This is a genomic window from Polyangium spumosum (genome assembly GCF_009649845.1).
Classification (GTDB): Bacteria; Myxococcota_A; Polyangia; order Polyangiales; family Polyangiaceae; genus Polyangium; species Polyangium spumosum.
Window position 1 is genome coordinate 72,736 of the sequence record NZ_WJIE01000024.1, and the last position, 14,535, is coordinate 87,270.

The window sequence follows — 14,535 nt, forward strand, 5'->3', positions numbered from 1 at the left end:
GGATCGAACGTCCCGCGCGTCGGCGTCACGCCTCCGAAGAGCTCTTTTTGGCGCGGGGGATCCCGTACGCATCCATCCACCGGGTGAGCTGGCGCTCGTGGACACCGAGCAGCCGCGCCGCCTCGCCCTGCACGCGGTTGGTTCGGGCCAGCGCCGCCTCGATGGCCTCCCGCGTCGGGCGCTTCGATGAGCTCCGCTGCGGCTCGCCCGTCGGCGGATCCGCGGGCGGCGCGTCCGCGGCCGAGCCCTCGGCCCGCGCAGAGGCCCGGCTCGCCGCGCGCGCGGCCACGACGCTCAGGTGCTGCACGTCGATCGGACCGTCGCCCATCAGCACGGCCGCGCTCGACAGGGCTCGCTCGAGCTCGCGGATGTTCCCGGGCAATTCGCCGAAGAAGAGCGCGCGCGCCGCCCGCTTCGTGATCGAGACGCTCGATAGGCCCGTCTTGCCGAGGATGTCGGCGACCAGAAACCCGAGATCCTCCCGCCGTCTCCGCAGCGGCGGCAGGAGCGCGACGTACCCCGCGAGCCGCGCCCGGAGATCCGCCCGGAACCGGCTGTCCTCGGAGAAGAGGGCCTCGTTTGTCGCGGCGATCCAGCGTACGTCCACCTTCTGCGCGCGCTCGCCGCCCACCGGCGTCACCTCGCGCTCCTGGATCACGCGTAGCAGGCTCGCCTGGGCGCTCTCCGGGAGATTGCCGAGCTCGTCCAGAAAAACCGTGCCCCCTTCGGCGCTGCGGATGCGGCCTCTTCGCTCCTCGACCGCGCCGCTGAATGCCCCGCGGCGGTGGCCGAAGAGCTCTCCCTCGACGAGGTGATCCGGGATCGCGCCGCAGTCGACCGCCACGAACGGCCCTGCACGACCGCTCGTTTCGTGCACGAACCGCGCGGCGATCTCCTTGCCCGCGCCCGTCTCCGCGAGCAAGAGGACCGGCTGGTCGGTCCGCGCGATGCGCTCGAGGTCCGCCGACATGCTCGCGAGCTCGGGGCACAAGGTGCGCGTCGGGCCGTGCTGGATCCCCTGGGGGAGCGAGGCCAAACGCACCGCCACGCGTGGCTCGACCAGGCGATACACGAGGAGCGAGTGGCCGATCTCGAGGAGGTCCCCATCGACGAGGGCCCGCGGCCCCTCGATGCGCTCGCCGTTCACGAACGTGCCGAGCTTGCTGCCGAGGTCCTCGAGCACGTCGGCGCCACGGCGGCGGACGAGGCGCGCGTGGGCGCGTGACACGAAGGGATCGGGCAGGAGCAGCGTGCTGCCCGCGAGCGCCGCGGGCCGGACCTCCGGGGCGCGCCCCACCTCGTATTTCGCGCCCTCGCGGGTGATCGGGGGCAGGATCCGCGAATCGGCCGCGAGCAGATCGTCGTAACGCAGCACGAAGACGAGCAGGCCGACGGTCTTCTGCTGGACCGAATGTTCCTGTTCCGTTTGGGTCGTGAGCAGAGGCCGAGCCATACGCGAGGCGGATCCTAGGCGAGGCTCCCGGCGCGCTGCAAGCGTGGCCTCGCCGGGTGTCCGGACACCTCGCCGCGATGTCCGGACACCCGGGGCCCTGCGCCGCGCCCGCGGCGCCGATTTCCCAGCAATATCGAGGGCTCGCGTCGTGGCACGAGCGTTGCGATAGCGTCCTCCCGAGGCGCGCGACGGAGAGTCCGGCGCGCCGCACCACACGCAAAACGCAAACCCAAGTGGAGGCTCCCATGACGCTCTCGAATTCCCTCTTCGGCCTGACCCTCGTGTTCCTCTCCTGTGCTTCGATGGGCTGCGCCGTCGATTCGATGGATCCCGAGATGACCGACGGCGACGCTGCGTTCGTGATCGACGACGAGGACGAGGACGTCGCCGAGGCCGAGGCCGAGCTCGTCGTCGAGTGCAAGATCCAGCCCTTCGGCGACTCGCTCACCGCGGGCATCGGCGGGATCGACGGATATCGCGGCCAGCTCGTCCTGTTTCCCCCGGCCGTGGGGGCCCCGATCCGGATGGCGGGCCTCTCGGGCGCTTATTCGTCGTACAACCTCTGGGCGGCCGGCCAGCACCTACACTCGGGGTATCCGGGGTTCCGCGTCGATGAGCTCACGCCGTGGATCCAGACCAATTACGTCGGCGCGAACGTCATCCTCGTGCACGCCGGGACGAACGACCTCCTGCAGGGGCAAGGTCACCTCAATGCGGCGTACGATCTCGACATCATGGTCCGCTGGCTCCTCGCGTTCAACCCGACGGCGCGGATCCTCGTGGCGAAGATCATCCCGCTCGCGGGGGTGTACGCCCCGCTCAACGCCGAGGTGAATGCGTACAACGTTTACGTCGACGGCATCGTCTCGACGCTGAAGGCGCAAGGTCACGTGAAGGTCGACGTGGTCGACATGAACACAGGCTTCCCGACGGCGACGCTCGCCGCCGACGGCATCCACCCGGACGCCTACGGTTATGCCTGGATGGCAGACAAATGGCGGCAGAAGCTCAACACGCTCGGGTGCTTCTGACCGGCGAGCATCTGGCTGTTCACACCCCGGTCCCCCTACTTACGCTCGTCGTCGCCCAGGGGTAGAGTCGGACCGCTCTTGTACAAAGGAGGCTTGGGTGAAGAACTACGTCAGCATTGCTTGGACACTCTCGATCCTCGCCGTGGGTTGTGGAGGCGCAGAGGATTCGTGTCCCACGGGTGGCAAGGGCACCCTGAACCTCACCGTCTCCGGGCTGCCCGAAGCCGTCTCCGCCGCCCTGGTGTTGCAGGCGCCTGAGGGCCCGCCGACGGCGACGAGCGCGGGCCGGCTCGAGGGCGTCCCGAGCGGCACATGGACGGTGTCCGCCGAGCCGGTCGCCGCTCCCGGCGGGCTCGTTCGTGCTGCCTACGACGCGCCCGACGGCGTCGAGGTGTGCGTCCCCGCGGACGATGGGGTCGACGTGGACGTGGCGTATGCCCTCATCGCCTCCAGCGCCAAGCTCTGGATCGGCGCGCAGAACAGCCCCGCGCCGCTCCTCGCCTGGGCCGAGGAGGCGCTCGGCGCCACGGGAACCGTCGCACCCGCGGTGGAGACCGGTCCATGGACGTCGCCGCGCCCGCAACCGAGCTCTCGGCACCGGCGGGGCTCGCGTTCGACGCCGCGGGCAACCTCTGGGTGGCGTATTTCGGACCCAACGTGATTGCCCGCCTCACGCCGGACGACCTTTCGGGCTCGGGCGAAAAGCCGGTGACGCCGGCGGTACAGCTCGAGCTGGGAGTCAGCGCGCTGCTCGACGGGCTGGCCTTCGACGAGGAAGGCGGCCTCTGGACGCCGCTGGCCAACGGCCAGCTCGGGCGCTTCGCGCCGTCCCAGCTCTCGGCCTCGGGTACCGTCACGCCCGAGACCGTGCTTTCCACGAGCGAGCTCGGGGCCGCGCACGGCGTGGCGATCTACCCGGCGCCGGCAGGGTTACCGCTTCATCACCGGCTGCCTTGAGTGCCCGCGTACGTCGGGCTTCTACCCCCGCCCGCTATACGCCGCCCTCCTCCGCGATCGGGAGTGTACATCGAAACGTCGCCCCCTCGCCGGGGTTGTTCTCGGCCCAGAGCCGACCTCCGTGCGCCTCCACGATCGATCGGCTGATCGCCAGGCCCACGCCGAGCCCCTCGGCCTTCGTCGTGAAGAAGGCCTCGAAGATCCGCTCCAGGTCCTCCTGCGCGATTCCCTTGCCCGCGTCCTCGACCGAGAGTGACACCCGATCCTTGCCGTCGCTGCGGGTCCGCACGACCACGAGCCGCCCGCCGGCCGGGCGATCCGCGACCGCGTCGAGCCCATTGACCACCAGATTGAGCAGCACCTGCTGGAGCTGGATACCATCACCTCGCACCCGCGGCAGGCGCGGACCGAGGTCGAGCCGCAACGTCGCGCCCCGGAGGAGCGCGTCATTGCCCACGAGCCGCGCCACCTCGCGCGCCAGCTCGTTCAGATCCAGCGCGTCCGCACGTGGCGCCCCCTTCTTCAGCATTGCCCGCATTCGCTGGATGATCGTCCCCGCGCGGCGGTCGTCCTCCACGATGTCGCCGAGCGCCAGGAGGGCCTCGGACACGTCCGGCGGCGACCTTTGCAGGAGACGCCGCGCCGCCTGCGCATTGCTGAGGATCGCGGCGAGCGGCTGGTTCAGCTCGTGCGCGATCGAGGTCGCGAGCTCGGTCATCGCGGCCACGCGATTGAGGTGCGCGAGGCGCTGATTCGTCGCCATGAGCTCGTCGGTCCTGCGCACGACCTCCGCTTCCAGCGAGTCCCGCGCCCGCGCGAGCTCCGCGGCCGCTCGCTCGAGCTCGGCGTTTTTCTCCGCGAGCGCCCGCGCCCCGGCGCGGACGGCGACCTGCGCCCGCACCCGGGCCGCGAGCTCGGCGCGCACGAAGGGTTTGGTCACATAATCGACCGCGCCGAGCTCCAGCCCGCGCACGCGGCTCGCCGTGTCGGAGAGCGAGGTCATGAAGATGATCGGGATGTCCCGCGTCGCCGGATCCGCCTGCAGCCGCCTGCAGACCTCGAAGCCATCCATGTCGGGCATCAGCGCGTCGAGCAGCACGAGATCGGGCGCCTCGCGCCGGACCTGCCGCAGGACCATCTCGCCGTCGAGCGCCACGGCGAGGGCGAAGGGCTGACCCGCGAGGGCGTCCGAGAGGAGCTTCAGGCTCTGGGGGTCGTCGTCGACGAGCAGGACGAGGGGCGCTCGCATCGTTGACATGCTCGGCGATCCAGGCGAGAAATTCCAGACATGCAGCATCATGTTCTCCCCTGCAGGCAGCGATGACCCAACCGGAGCGCACCGTCTTCGTGGTGGACGACGACCCCTCCGTGTTGCGCGGGCTGGAGCGGCTCCTGCGTTCGGCGGGGTACGTGGTCGAGGCCTATGCCTCCCCCCGCGGGTTCCTCGAACACGCGCAGGATCGGCCGGGGTGCGTGGTCGTGGACCTTCGCATGCCCGAGATCAGCGGCCTCGATCTGCAGGAGGAGCTCGCGCGACGAGGTTTCCCTCTCCCCTTGGTGTTCTTGACCGGCCACGGCGACGTGCCGAGCTCGGTGCGGGCGATGAAGGCGGGCGCGATCGATTTCCTCTCGAAGCCCTGCGACGACACGGACCTGCTCGCGGCGGTGGAGCGTGCGCTCGCGCGTGATGCAGCGGCGCGCGCGGCGCGGGAGGAGATCCGGACGATCCAGGCTCGTTTCACGGAGCTCACGCCGCGCGAGCGCGAGGTATGCATGCTCGTCGCGCGGGGCCTGCTCAATAAGCAGATCGCCGCGGAGCTCGGCGCGGCCGAGAAGACGATCAAGGTGCACCGGGGTCGCGTCATGGAGAAGCTCGGCGTGGAGTCGGTCGCGGAGCTCGTGCGGCTCGTGGATCGGATGGAAGGCGCCTGAGGCGCGACGAGGGGTATCAGGTCCGCGCCGCCGAGACCATGGGACCAAAGTCCTACAGGCCGGGTCCCGCGAGCGCGGCGCAGAGCTCGCGGAGCTGGAACGACTCCGCCATCGCCCGCACCTCGGCGGCCCACACGGAGAGCCGCGCGTCCTCCGCTTCAATGGTGTCGAGCTTCTTCAAGACCTCCGGAATGCGCCCCCGCTCGGCGAGGTCGAGGAGCTCGGCCATCACCTCCGCGGGCGGCTCGACGCGGGGGGCGGTCTCCTCCGTTTCTTCGGTCATTCCCCGAGGCGCGTGAATCCACGTGAGGCCGAGCCGACGCCCGAGCACGTCGAAGAGGGCCGAGAGGCGCACCGGTTTGGGGAGGAATTCGTCGCAGCCCGCGTCCCTGGCGCGCCTCTGCGGAGCCTCGTCCACGCTGGCGGAGGAGGCGACCAGGGGCAAACCGGCGAGGGCGGGCGTCTTGCGAATGCGCCGCGCGACCTCGTCGCCGCCGATGTCGGGCAGAGCGAGGTCGAGGATCACGAGATCGGGCTGCTGCACCCCGAGGGTCGAAAGCGCTCCCTCGCCGTCCTCGCAGAGCAGGACCTCGAATCCGATAGGGCCGAGGGCGTCCCGCAAGAACGCACGATTGCCCTCGTTGTCGTCGACCACGAGGACGACGCGCCTCGCGCCCTCGTAACCCACGACGACGTCGTCCGGAGCCGCCTCGCCGATCGGACCCTCTTCGTCGACGACGGGCAGCCGCAGCGCCACCGTGAATGTGCTCCCCTCGCCGGGCACACTCTCCACGTCGAGCCGGCCTCCCATTTGCTCCACGATCCTGCGGCTGATGGTGAGCCCGAGCCCGGCGCCCTGGGCGCGCGCCCCCCGATCGCCGGCCTGCTCGAACGGGTCGAAGATCCGCGCGAGGTCCGCGGGCGCGATCCCCGGGCCCGTGTCCTCCACCCGAAAGACGAATTCGTCCCCGCGCGCCTCGACGCGCAGGCCGACGCTCCCCTCGCGGGTGAACTTCACCGCATTGCCGAGCAGGTTCAGGAGCACCTGCGTCAATCGTTTTTCGTCGACGAGCACCCACATCGGCGCGCCCTTCGGCGGCTCGTAGTGAAACCCGAGCCCCTTCTGCTCCGCGCGCACCCGACACAGATCCGCGACGCTTTGCAGGAGCGCCGGGAGGTGGACCTCCGACGTGGCGAGCTCCATCTTGCCCGCCTCGATCCGGGCGAGATCGAGCACGTCGTCGATGAGCGCGAGCAGGTGCTCGCCCGATCGCTGCACGACGCCGAGCCCCGCGAGATCCTCGCGCGAGAGCCGCGGGGACCGGGCGAGGAGCTGCGTGTAGCCGAGGATGCCATTGAGCGGCGTGCGCAGCTCGTGGCTCATGCTGGCGAGGAAGCTCGATTTCGCGCGGTTCGCCACGTCGGCCGCCTCCTTGGCCACTTTCAGCGCCGTCGTCCGCTCTTCCACGATCTCTTCGAGCTCCTCGTTCCGCCGCGCGAGCGCCCGGACGCGGAGTCGTACCCCACCCGCCACGAGCCCCGAAGCCACGACGGCATACCCCAGGTACGCCCACCACGTCCGCCAGGGCGCGGGTCTCACCTCGAATGCAATCGAAGCCGGGCCGGCGATGGCGCCCGCGTGATCACGACCCCAGACCTGGAACGTGTACGCGCCCGCTGGCAGGTTCGTGTATCGCACCTTCGCGTCCGCGCTCCATTCGCTCGGCGCCGCGTCGAAGCCGACCATCTGCGTGCGGTAACGCGTGCTCGGCTCGTGGAGGAAGTGGAGCAATGCGTAATCGAACGACACCGTGTTCCGGTCCCAGGCGAGAGAGGCGCCCGGCGCGAGCGCGAGCGCGCCATCCCCAGCACGCGCGGACGTGAACACGAGGGGCCAGGCCGCGAGCTCCGGGACCTCTTCCGCCGGATCGAAGACCGCCGCGCCCTCGGTCGTGCCCACCCAGACGCGCCCGCGGCTGTCGACCCAGGAGGCGCTTCCATTGCATTCGTCGCCCGGCAGCCCGTCCTCGCGCGTGAAGGCATAGACGGTGAACTCCGCAGCGTCCTCCGGCGTCGGTGCGCGCGGGGTCAGGCGCGCGACGCCGCGGTTGGTCCCGAGATACACGCGCCCGAGGGCGTCCGCGCGCGCGAGCGCCACGGTGCTGTCCGGCAAAGGCGGGGTCGATTTCTCGTCGAGGCCCCGGAGCCACGCCTCGGCGTCGAGATCGTACCGCGCGACGCCTCCGCCCGCCGTGCCGATCCAGAGGATCCGTGCCCCGCGCGTGTCGCGCAGCTCGGCGAGCGTCGCGATGAGGTCGGCGCGGAGGGGCGAATTCGTGGTCGTGTACCTCCGCCACGCGCCGTCGTCGTCGAGCCGCGACAGCCCCTTGGTCGTCCCGAACCAGGTCGCCGTCCCCCCGCCGGGGCGCGTGGTCTCCAGAATGGCGATGAGGTTCTCGTGGATGAGGCCCTCGCGGCTCTCCTTGTAGACGGGCCCCTTGCCATTCTCGTCGAGGCGCGCGGCGCCCGCCGTCGTCCCGACCCAGAGGGTACGCCCGTCGAGCGATTCGCTGGCGGCGTACACGACCTCGTACGGCAGCGACGAGTTCTGCCGGGTGAAGGTGGAAAGTTCCCCGTTGGCCCAGCGGTGGAGCCCCTTGGTGTATCCGCCCGCCCAGACCACGCCGGGCTTTTGCCGCGAAGGCAGGAGGAAAGAGAGCCACGGGCTCGTCGCGGCGGCATCCTCGGGGGAGAGGACCGGCGTGAAGCCGGAATCGGAGGACCGGAGGAGCTGATTGCGCACGGCGAGCCATATCTCGGGCGCGCCGCCGGGCGCGACGACCTCCGCGACGCTACGCACGGCGCCTGGCACGCCCGCATTGCGCTCGGTGAAGCCGACCCAGCCATCGTGCCGCAGGCGTCCGAGGCCCCCGGTCTCGGTGCCGATCCACAACGTGCGGCCGCCATGCGCTCCCCCGCTCGACAGGAGCGAATTGAGGTAATCGTCCGGCAGGGCGCTGTTCTGCTTGGTCAGCGTCGTCCACACCCCGTCCTGCCATCGGGCGATGCCCCCGCCGTCGGTGGCGACCCAGAGCGTCCGTTTCCCCGAGCCGCTCACGGTCTCGGCGAGCGCGCGGATGAGCGGGGCCGGGAGGGCCCCGCCCGAGGCCGCGACGAGCTCCCAGCGCCCCTCGGCGTACCGGACGAGGCCCTTGGCCGTGCCGACCCAGAGCACGCCGCGGTGTCCCTCGTCGGTCGTTTCGAGGAGCGCAGTGACCACCTTCTCCGGCGGGACGTTCTCCGCGAGGGGCTCGATGGGCGCGCAGCGAAGCTCCTCGCAGTGCACGAGACCTCGGCCCGTGCCGACCCAGAGCGTCGGCTCGCCGCTCGGGAGCCTCCCAGGTTGCAGGGCGCGGACGTCCACGCGCTCGAGCCCCAGCCCGAGATCGACACGGGTGAAACGCTCGCCCTCGAACCGATAGAGTCCGTCGAATGTCCCCGCCCAGAGCGCAAACCCATTCGCGGAAGGCGCCTCGACGAGCGCGACGACCTCCCGCCCAGCCGTGAGGCCTTCGCCGGCCTCGAAGCGCGTGAAGCTCGCGTTCGCGTAACGAAGGACGTGGCCGCTGAACATGCCGAACCAGACGGCGCCGTCGCGCGTCCCGGCGACCGCCTGCACCCAGCTCGACGCCTGCTCGGGCGGCAATGACAGATGCGTGAAGTGGCGCCCGTCGTAGTGGGCTACGCCGCCCTGCGTGCCGATCCACAGGTGGCCCGCGGCGTCGAAGGCGATGGCTTCGACGGTGCTCTGCGGGATGCCGTCATCCAGGCCAAACGTGCGGATCCAGGGCACGCCGCGGGCCTGGATGTCGGGGGCGGCGAAGGAGGCGCGCGCCGGCGTCGCGACGAGCGCGCCGGCGAGGACGGCGACGAGGCGACGGCTCACACGGGCGGATGCTACATGGGGTGCGGCGTCGTCGTGAAGGGCTGTTCTCCGAGGGCGCCTGACGAAGGGGCCACGCTCACGGCCGCGAGAAATGCCCCTCGAGCCAGGGGATCATCCTCTCGATGTCGTGCTTGATCGTGCCGAAATGGACGCCGAGATCAGGGACGATCGGGACCCCCGAGCCCAGCTCGTAGAGCTCGTATTCGACGAGGTCCCCATTCAGGAAGACGAGCTGATCCACGAGCTTCCTGGTGTTGACGGCGAGGACACGCGTATCGGCGGCGGCCTGCACGATCCGGACGGGCGCTTCGATCGGCAGGGCCGGGTGCATACGCTCGAGCTGCCGGAAGAACTTGCTCTTGCTCGGGTTTTGCCTCGGATTGAAGATGTCGGTCCCCACGAGCCCGCCCCAGGAGTCCGACTCGCTCAGGCGGCCGCGGGAGTACCGCTCGAGATGCGGGAAGACCTCGTAAGCCCTGTCGGAGAGCAGCTCCCGGGGATCGATGGTGGGGTCGCCGCCCATGGCGCCCGTGAGGAAGAGGCCGGGGAAAGCGTAGCCGTCGAAGGGCGTCTCCTTGTGCTGGGAGGCGCCCACGACGAGGTCGACGATCGAGGAGGAGGGCGCGACGGCCACCACGCCGCGGAAGTCGAGCTCTGGCGTCCACGAGGGCGCGTGATGGGCGCCGAAGAGCGCGGCCTGGCCGCCCTGCGAGTGGCCGACGATCTGGAAGCAATGGCCGATCTCGGGGAAGATCTGCCGCGCCGCGCGCACGATATCGAGGATGCCGCGCGCCTCGGACTCGCCGAGCTGATAAGGGTGCGGCCCCTCCGTGCCGAGCCCCTCGTAATCGGTCATCACGACGGCCCAGCCCTTCTCGAGGAACGCGCGGAGCAGGACGTGCGGATAGGCGTTCATGGGCTTCGACTTCTCGTCCTCGTCACGCGAGGGCGCGGTCGGGTCCGCGCTGCCGACCGTCCCGTGCGCCCAGCTTATCACCGGGTAGGATCCGCCGGCGGGCGGCGGCGTATCAGGCAGCACGACGATGCCGGAGACCGCGATGGGGTTGCCGCGGACGTCCCTCGAGCGATAGAGGACGAGCTCGTTGCGCCAGCGCGGCGTCGATGCGCCCTCCGGCTTCACGATGGCGCTCTCGACGGTGAGAGGCCGGTGCCAGATCACCGTGCCGTGCTCACCCTCGAGATCCGCCGGGTCCTTGGGGTAATAAAATGCCACGCCCTCCGGGGCTGCTTTGATCACTGAGGCCATGAAGTCTCCTTGCGCTCGGGTTTACCGAGATACAGGCGACACCCTACGGCGTCCTGGAGGGCGCCGTCCATGAGACCAAGGTCCCATGGTCCACACCAAACCTCGGCTCGCCGGAGCACGCCCAGGATCGTCGGTGAGATGATGCGCTGGACCGGTCACGGAGAGGACGGCGGGGTCATCCGTTTCTACGAGCGCCTCGGATGGCACACACGGAAGTGCACGACTGGATCGGCGAGAGATGGTTCTTCCTGACCTGCACACTCAGCGCATGCGCCGCCGCGGACGGCCATGCTCGGCGACTTGCGCGATGCCGTCGAGGATGCGCTCCAGTCCGAATGTGAACTGCGCATTGTCGTCCTCCATCGCATCGGTCGTCGCCGCGGCAACGAGAGCGCTTATCGTCGGGAAGCGCTGCGCGTCGATCAGCCCGCCCAGTGTACGCCAATACGACGCGGAGGCTTCGGCAGCGCCGCGACCGCTGCGGCGTTCAGCCTCGCGGAGATCCGCCTCCAGCATTGCCTCGTGCCGCACCCAGCCGTTGACCAGCGCGAGCGCGTCCAGCTTGGCCATCTCGGGCAGGCCTGTTCCGCTCAGGCTGCTCAAGCCGCGTTCGAACCACACCACCTGGTTCGGCGTGATCGGCGGGCCGCCCAGCGGAATGCGCACCACCCAGGGGTGCTTGCGCAGCACGGCCAGGTGCTGCCGCGCCCATCGTTCCACCGCCACCTGCCACGGCTCCTCGGGCGCGGGCGGCGGGGGATGCTCGCAAAACGCGGCGTCCATCATCAGCATCAACAGCTCTTCTTTGGACTCGACGTAGCGATAGAGCGCCATCGTCCCGGCGCCCAAGACCGTCGCCACGCGGCCCATCGAGACCGCGCTCAAGCCTTCCGTCTCTGCCACCTGCACGGCAGCCGCGACGATCCGCTCCAGGCTCAGCCCGGGCTTGGGTCCCTTGCCCGGACGGTCCTTCACGCCCCACGCCGTCGCCAGGCCCAGCGACAAGCCCTGCCGTCCCTCGCCTCCCACCACCTTCCCCTTCTCGCTTGACCGCATCGCGCTTCTGCGTATACCTCACACAGTAAAGCGTATGTCGTACGCAGTAAGCGGTGAGGGGAAAAAAATGGTCGCAACTCCTTCGTGGTGGCGCTCGTGGCTCGCGCTGCTCGGATCGGTCGCCGTGGTGTTCGTCGCGTTCTCGCTGCTGCCGTATCTGTCGCTCGATCCGGCCCGCTCCCGGGTCCCCGTCCCGACCGACCTGCGCTGGTACTACCCGCTGCTGGTCGTGCACGTCGTGTGCGGGGCGATCGCCATGCTCAGCGGCTGCGTGCAGGTCTGGCCGTGGTTTCGGCAGAGCTTTCCGCGGGTGCACCGGCGACTGGGGCGGCTCTACGTATTCGGTGGCGTGCTCCCCGCAGGGGTGATCGGTCTGCTGATCGGCGCGCTCAGCCCCTTCGGTCCCGTCATCCGCGTGAGCAACGTACTGCTCGCCCTGCTTTGGCTGATCTTCACCGTCGCCGGCTATCGGAGCGCACGACAGCAGCGGATGGCGGAGCACCACAAATGGATGGTCCGCAGCTTCGCGCTCACGATGTCCGTGATCACCAATCGGATCTGGGGCGTGGTCGCGGGGATCGCCCTGATGCCGCAACTGCACACCACGTTCACTGGCAACGAAGAGCTGCTGCGACAGGCCATCGCCGGCATCGCCGGCTGGCTCGGCTGGACGCTGCCGCTGCTATGGATCCAGTGGTGGCTGGAGCGTGAGAAATGGTCAAGAGTCGTGGATCACGCCCCTGATCAAGCAGGGACCTTCACCGCGCGCCTGCTCGCACCAGGGCCACGAGCGCGTGCCCGTCGAGCTTGCGCCACGTCTTCTCGGCGGCGAGCAGCCGCTTGAACACCATCGCCAGCCCTGCGTTTCGCGGGCCTGGTCCCTTCGTCACCCGCGTCCGCAATCGCACCGTCGCGAGGGTCGACTCGATTGGATTCGTCGTACGCAGGTGCTTCCAGTGCGCCGCCGGAAAGTCGACGCAGGTGAGCCGCGCCTCGCGCCCGTCGACGAGCGACTTCGCGGCTTTCGGGTACTTCTCGCCGTAGCTCGACGCGAAATCGTCGATCGCGGCGTCCGCGGCCTTCCGCGTCGGCGCGTTCATCGCCTCTTGCAGCTTCGACTTGGCCCGCGGCTGGAGCGGTCCGCGAGCGACCGCTTCTGCCACGCCTCTCGCTCGTCGGACCACGTCGACACGAGCCGCGTGATCGCGCTTGGCGACAGCCCCGACCCATTTTCGCCGAGCAACGTCGGAAGCGCCTCGCAGAAGTCGCCCATCGACAAACCGCGCAGATACAGGAGGGGACAACACCTCCGAGACGTTCTTCGAGCGCCGCAGGTACGGCGGCAGGATCTCGCTCGTGAACTTCTGCTTTTTGCCGTCCACCACGCGCTTGTCGTTCACCCCGCGGCGCCTCGATCGTCACCGTCCCGGAGCCCACCGTCACCTGCCGCGGTTTGCCCTTGCCATTTCGCACGACGAGCGCGCGGCCATCCTCGCCTCGCTCGCCGCGCAGCCGCTCCACGTACGCGTCCACCTCGACCTCGAGCGCTGCCACGATCATCCGCCGCGCCCCCTCCCGCGCGAGCTCGTCCAGCGTCGCCATGGTTCGCCCCCGAAAAGGTACGCCACTTTTCTCAGGTCACGTCGATCCACGACTTTTGGGTATATCGCAGGGCGTCCTCTGCTGGGCTCGACCGCCGTTCTCGGATGAGGCCATGGTGAGGCCACAGCTTTTGTCGGCGGAGAGGGAGCGAGGGGGGATGGCTCGTAACCCATCGGAATCATTTGCGCCCCGGCAGGAATCGGACCTGCGACCTTCGGTTTGGGAAATGCGTTCGGTGCTCTGAACGCCTCCCTCGCAACTCACTGAGAAGAGACACAAAACAGGCTCATCTCAGCCAGATCTGCGATCGCGAGGGGGTGGGCAGAGCGCGACAGGATGCGACGAGAGAGGGCAAGAAGAGAGGGGGGTTGGGGCAACATTGGGGCAACAGTGGGGCAACGGAAAACCCGCCTGGGGACGGCCGCTCAGCAGGCGGACGGCCCTTGCGTCGGACGAACGCCCCCGGTCATCACCCTCGCGCGGCCAGCTCGTTCGCCGGGCGGCCCGCGCCGCAGCGCGTCGGGGGGCCGACGTGCACGCCGGGCGCAACGTCGCGGATCGGTCCCACCTCGTGCGCAGGGCTTTAGGTGCGAAGGCGCGCGGAGGGCGCTCGGATGCCGATCTTGCCCTCCCCGGCAGTTTGTCCATATCGACCCAGGACAAACTATCCTTCAGGAAAACCTGCCAGGCCGACCCTCCGGGCGCGCCTAGAGCGCCGATCCCTTCAACTTCCCCGATCCTTCCGCGTACTTACACGAGGGGGATCGACAGGCGCTTGCCGACGTGATCCACTCTCCGCGGCTCGCCCAGCCCAACGGAGAAGTCACGTCCATGTCGACCGCCGTTCCGCGCTGGAATCCGAGCTCTGTCGCGACCCCGCAGGGAGCAGATGCTCCTGGCCCGGCTGGGCAACCACCGGAAGCTGTTCGCGTTCCTTTATCAGCATCGCCTGGAGTTGTTCGACGACGCTCTCCAGGACGAGCTCGCGGCCATGTACCGCGACACCGGCGAAGGCAGGCTGCCTGTACCTCCAGCCTTGCTGGCGATGGTCTTGTTATTACAGGCGTATCACGGCGTATCCGATCGCGAGGCGGTCGAGTTGACGGTCGTCGATCTGCGCTGGCAGCTCGTGCTGGGCATCTTGGGAGCTGAAACGCAGGCGTTCGGGCAGAGCACCTTGCAGGCGTTCCGCGAGCGGATGATCGCGCATGGTATGGACCTCCGGATGCTCGAGCGCACCATCGAGCTCGCCAAGAAGACCCAGGGGTTCGACTGGAAAAAGTTGCCGAAA

At 69.4% G+C, this 14,535-nt stretch carries 12 protein-coding genes; 6 read left to right on the forward strand and 6 right to left on the reverse strand.

The genetic code is table 11. From position 1 onward, the window contains the following. Positions 1 to 25: 25 nt before the first annotated feature. Entirely contained in the window at positions 26 to 1,453 is a 1,428-nt protein-coding gene (locus GF068_RS40145) for a sigma 54-interacting transcriptional regulator (RefSeq protein WP_153824846.1), read from the reverse strand. Between the two features lie 245 nt (positions 1,454 to 1,698). Here GF068_RS40145 and GF068_RS40150 point away from each other — a divergent pair, with 245 nt between their 5' ends. The 3 genes from GF068_RS40150 to GF068_RS40160 all read left to right on the forward strand — a co-directional run bounded on the left by GF068_RS40150 (position 1,699) and on the right by GF068_RS40160 (position 3,441). Next, on the forward strand, positions 1,699 to 2,484 hold the full coding sequence (locus GF068_RS40150) for a GDSL-type esterase/lipase family protein (protein WP_170319972.1): 786 nt from the start codon (positions 1,699 to 1,701) through the stop codon (positions 2,482 to 2,484). Between the two features lie 97 nt (positions 2,485 to 2,581). Next, positions 2,582 to 3,145 carry a hypothetical protein gene (locus tag GF068_RS40155; protein ID WP_153824848.1) on the forward strand — a complete coding sequence of 188 codons (564 nt, stop codon included), beginning with the start codon at positions 2,582 to 2,584 and terminating at the stop codon, positions 3,143 to 3,145. Next, positions 3,142 to 3,441: a hypothetical protein gene (locus GF068_RS40160; RefSeq protein WP_153824849.1), complete on the forward strand. Its 300-nt coding sequence runs from the start codon at positions 3,142 to 3,144 to the stop codon at positions 3,439 to 3,441. Before GF068_RS40155 ends, GF068_RS40160 begins: the two co-directional genes overlap by 4 nt. Before the next feature lie 34 nt (positions 3,442 to 3,475). Here GF068_RS40160 and GF068_RS40165 read toward each other — a convergent pair whose 3' ends face one another. After that, entirely contained in the window at positions 3,476 to 4,690 is a 1,215-nt protein-coding gene (locus GF068_RS40165) for a hybrid sensor histidine kinase/response regulator (protein ID WP_170319973.1), read from the reverse strand. Between the two features lie 71 nt (positions 4,691 to 4,761). Here GF068_RS40165 and GF068_RS40170 point away from each other — a divergent pair, with 71 nt between their 5' ends. Next, positions 4,762 to 5,373, forward strand: coding sequence for a response regulator transcription factor (locus tag GF068_RS40170; RefSeq protein WP_153824851.1), 612 nt, complete (start codon positions 4,762 to 4,764; stop codon positions 5,371 to 5,373). A gap of 52 nt (positions 5,374 to 5,425) precedes the next feature. On the opposite strand, the gene GF068_RS46720 is transcribed toward GF068_RS40170, so the two are convergent. From GF068_RS46720 to GF068_RS40185, 3 genes are all read right to left on the reverse strand, one after another. After that, entirely contained in the window at positions 5,426 to 9,319 is a 3,894-nt protein-coding gene (locus GF068_RS46720; protein WP_153824852.1) for an ATP-binding protein, read from the reverse strand. 76 nt (positions 9,320 to 9,395) lie between these two features. Continuing rightward, positions 9,396 to 10,586 carry an alpha/beta fold hydrolase gene (locus GF068_RS40180; protein ID WP_153824853.1) on the reverse strand — a complete coding sequence of 397 codons (1,191 nt, stop codon included), beginning with the start codon at positions 10,584 to 10,586 and terminating at the stop codon, positions 9,396 to 9,398. A 261-nt stretch (positions 10,587 to 10,847) separates the two neighbouring features. Next, positions 10,848 to 11,642 carry a TetR/AcrR family transcriptional regulator gene (locus tag GF068_RS40185; protein WP_153824854.1) on the reverse strand — a complete coding sequence of 265 codons (795 nt, stop codon included), beginning with the start codon at positions 11,640 to 11,642 and terminating at the stop codon, positions 10,848 to 10,850. Positions 11,643 to 11,709: 67 nt separating this feature from the next. Here GF068_RS40185 and GF068_RS40190 point away from each other — a divergent pair, with 67 nt between their 5' ends. Then, positions 11,710 to 12,486, forward strand: a complete 777-nt coding sequence (locus GF068_RS40190; protein WP_153824855.1) for a DUF2306 domain-containing protein — start codon at positions 11,710 to 11,712, stop codon at positions 12,484 to 12,486. Here GF068_RS40190 and GF068_RS46725 read toward each other — a convergent pair. Continuing rightward, positions 12,401 to 13,042, reverse strand: coding sequence for a transposase (locus tag GF068_RS46725; protein WP_206079658.1), 642 nt, complete (start codon positions 13,040 to 13,042; stop codon positions 12,401 to 12,403). The two genes, GF068_RS40190 and GF068_RS46725, sit on opposite strands and share 86 nt — an antisense overlap. Before the next feature lie 1,091 nt (positions 13,043 to 14,133). On the opposite strand from GF068_RS46725, the gene GF068_RS40200 reads away from it, so the two are divergent. Then, on the forward strand, positions 14,134 to 14,535 hold a 402-nt coding region (locus GF068_RS40200), incomplete at its 3' end, for a transposase (RefSeq protein ID WP_170319974.1).

Coding starts and splice junctions, on each gene's coding strand:
- GF068_RS40165 (WP_170319973.1), bottom strand. CDS start 4,690: ATGCGAGCGCCCCTCGTCCTGCTCGTCGACGACGACCCCCAGAGCCTG.
- GF068_RS40185 (WP_153824854.1), bottom strand. CDS start 11,642: ATGCGGTCAAGCGAGAAGGGGAAGGTGGTGGGAGGCGAGGGACGGCAG.
- GF068_RS40150 (WP_170319972.1), top strand. CDS start 1,699: ATGACGCTCTCGAATTCCCTCTTCGGCCTGACCCTCGTGTTCCTCTCC.
- GF068_RS40180 (WP_153824853.1), bottom strand. CDS start 10,586: ATGGCCTCAGTGATCAAAGCAGCCCCGGAGGGCGTGGCATTTTATTAC.
- GF068_RS40145 (WP_153824846.1), bottom strand. CDS start 1,453: ATGGCTCGGCCTCTGCTCACGACCCAAACGGAACAGGAACATTCGGTC.
- GF068_RS40170 (WP_153824851.1), top strand. CDS start 4,762: ATGACCCAACCGGAGCGCACCGTCTTCGTGGTGGACGACGACCCCTCC.
- GF068_RS40190 (WP_153824855.1), top strand. CDS start 11,710: ATGGTCGCAACTCCTTCGTGGTGGCGCTCGTGGCTCGCGCTGCTCGGA.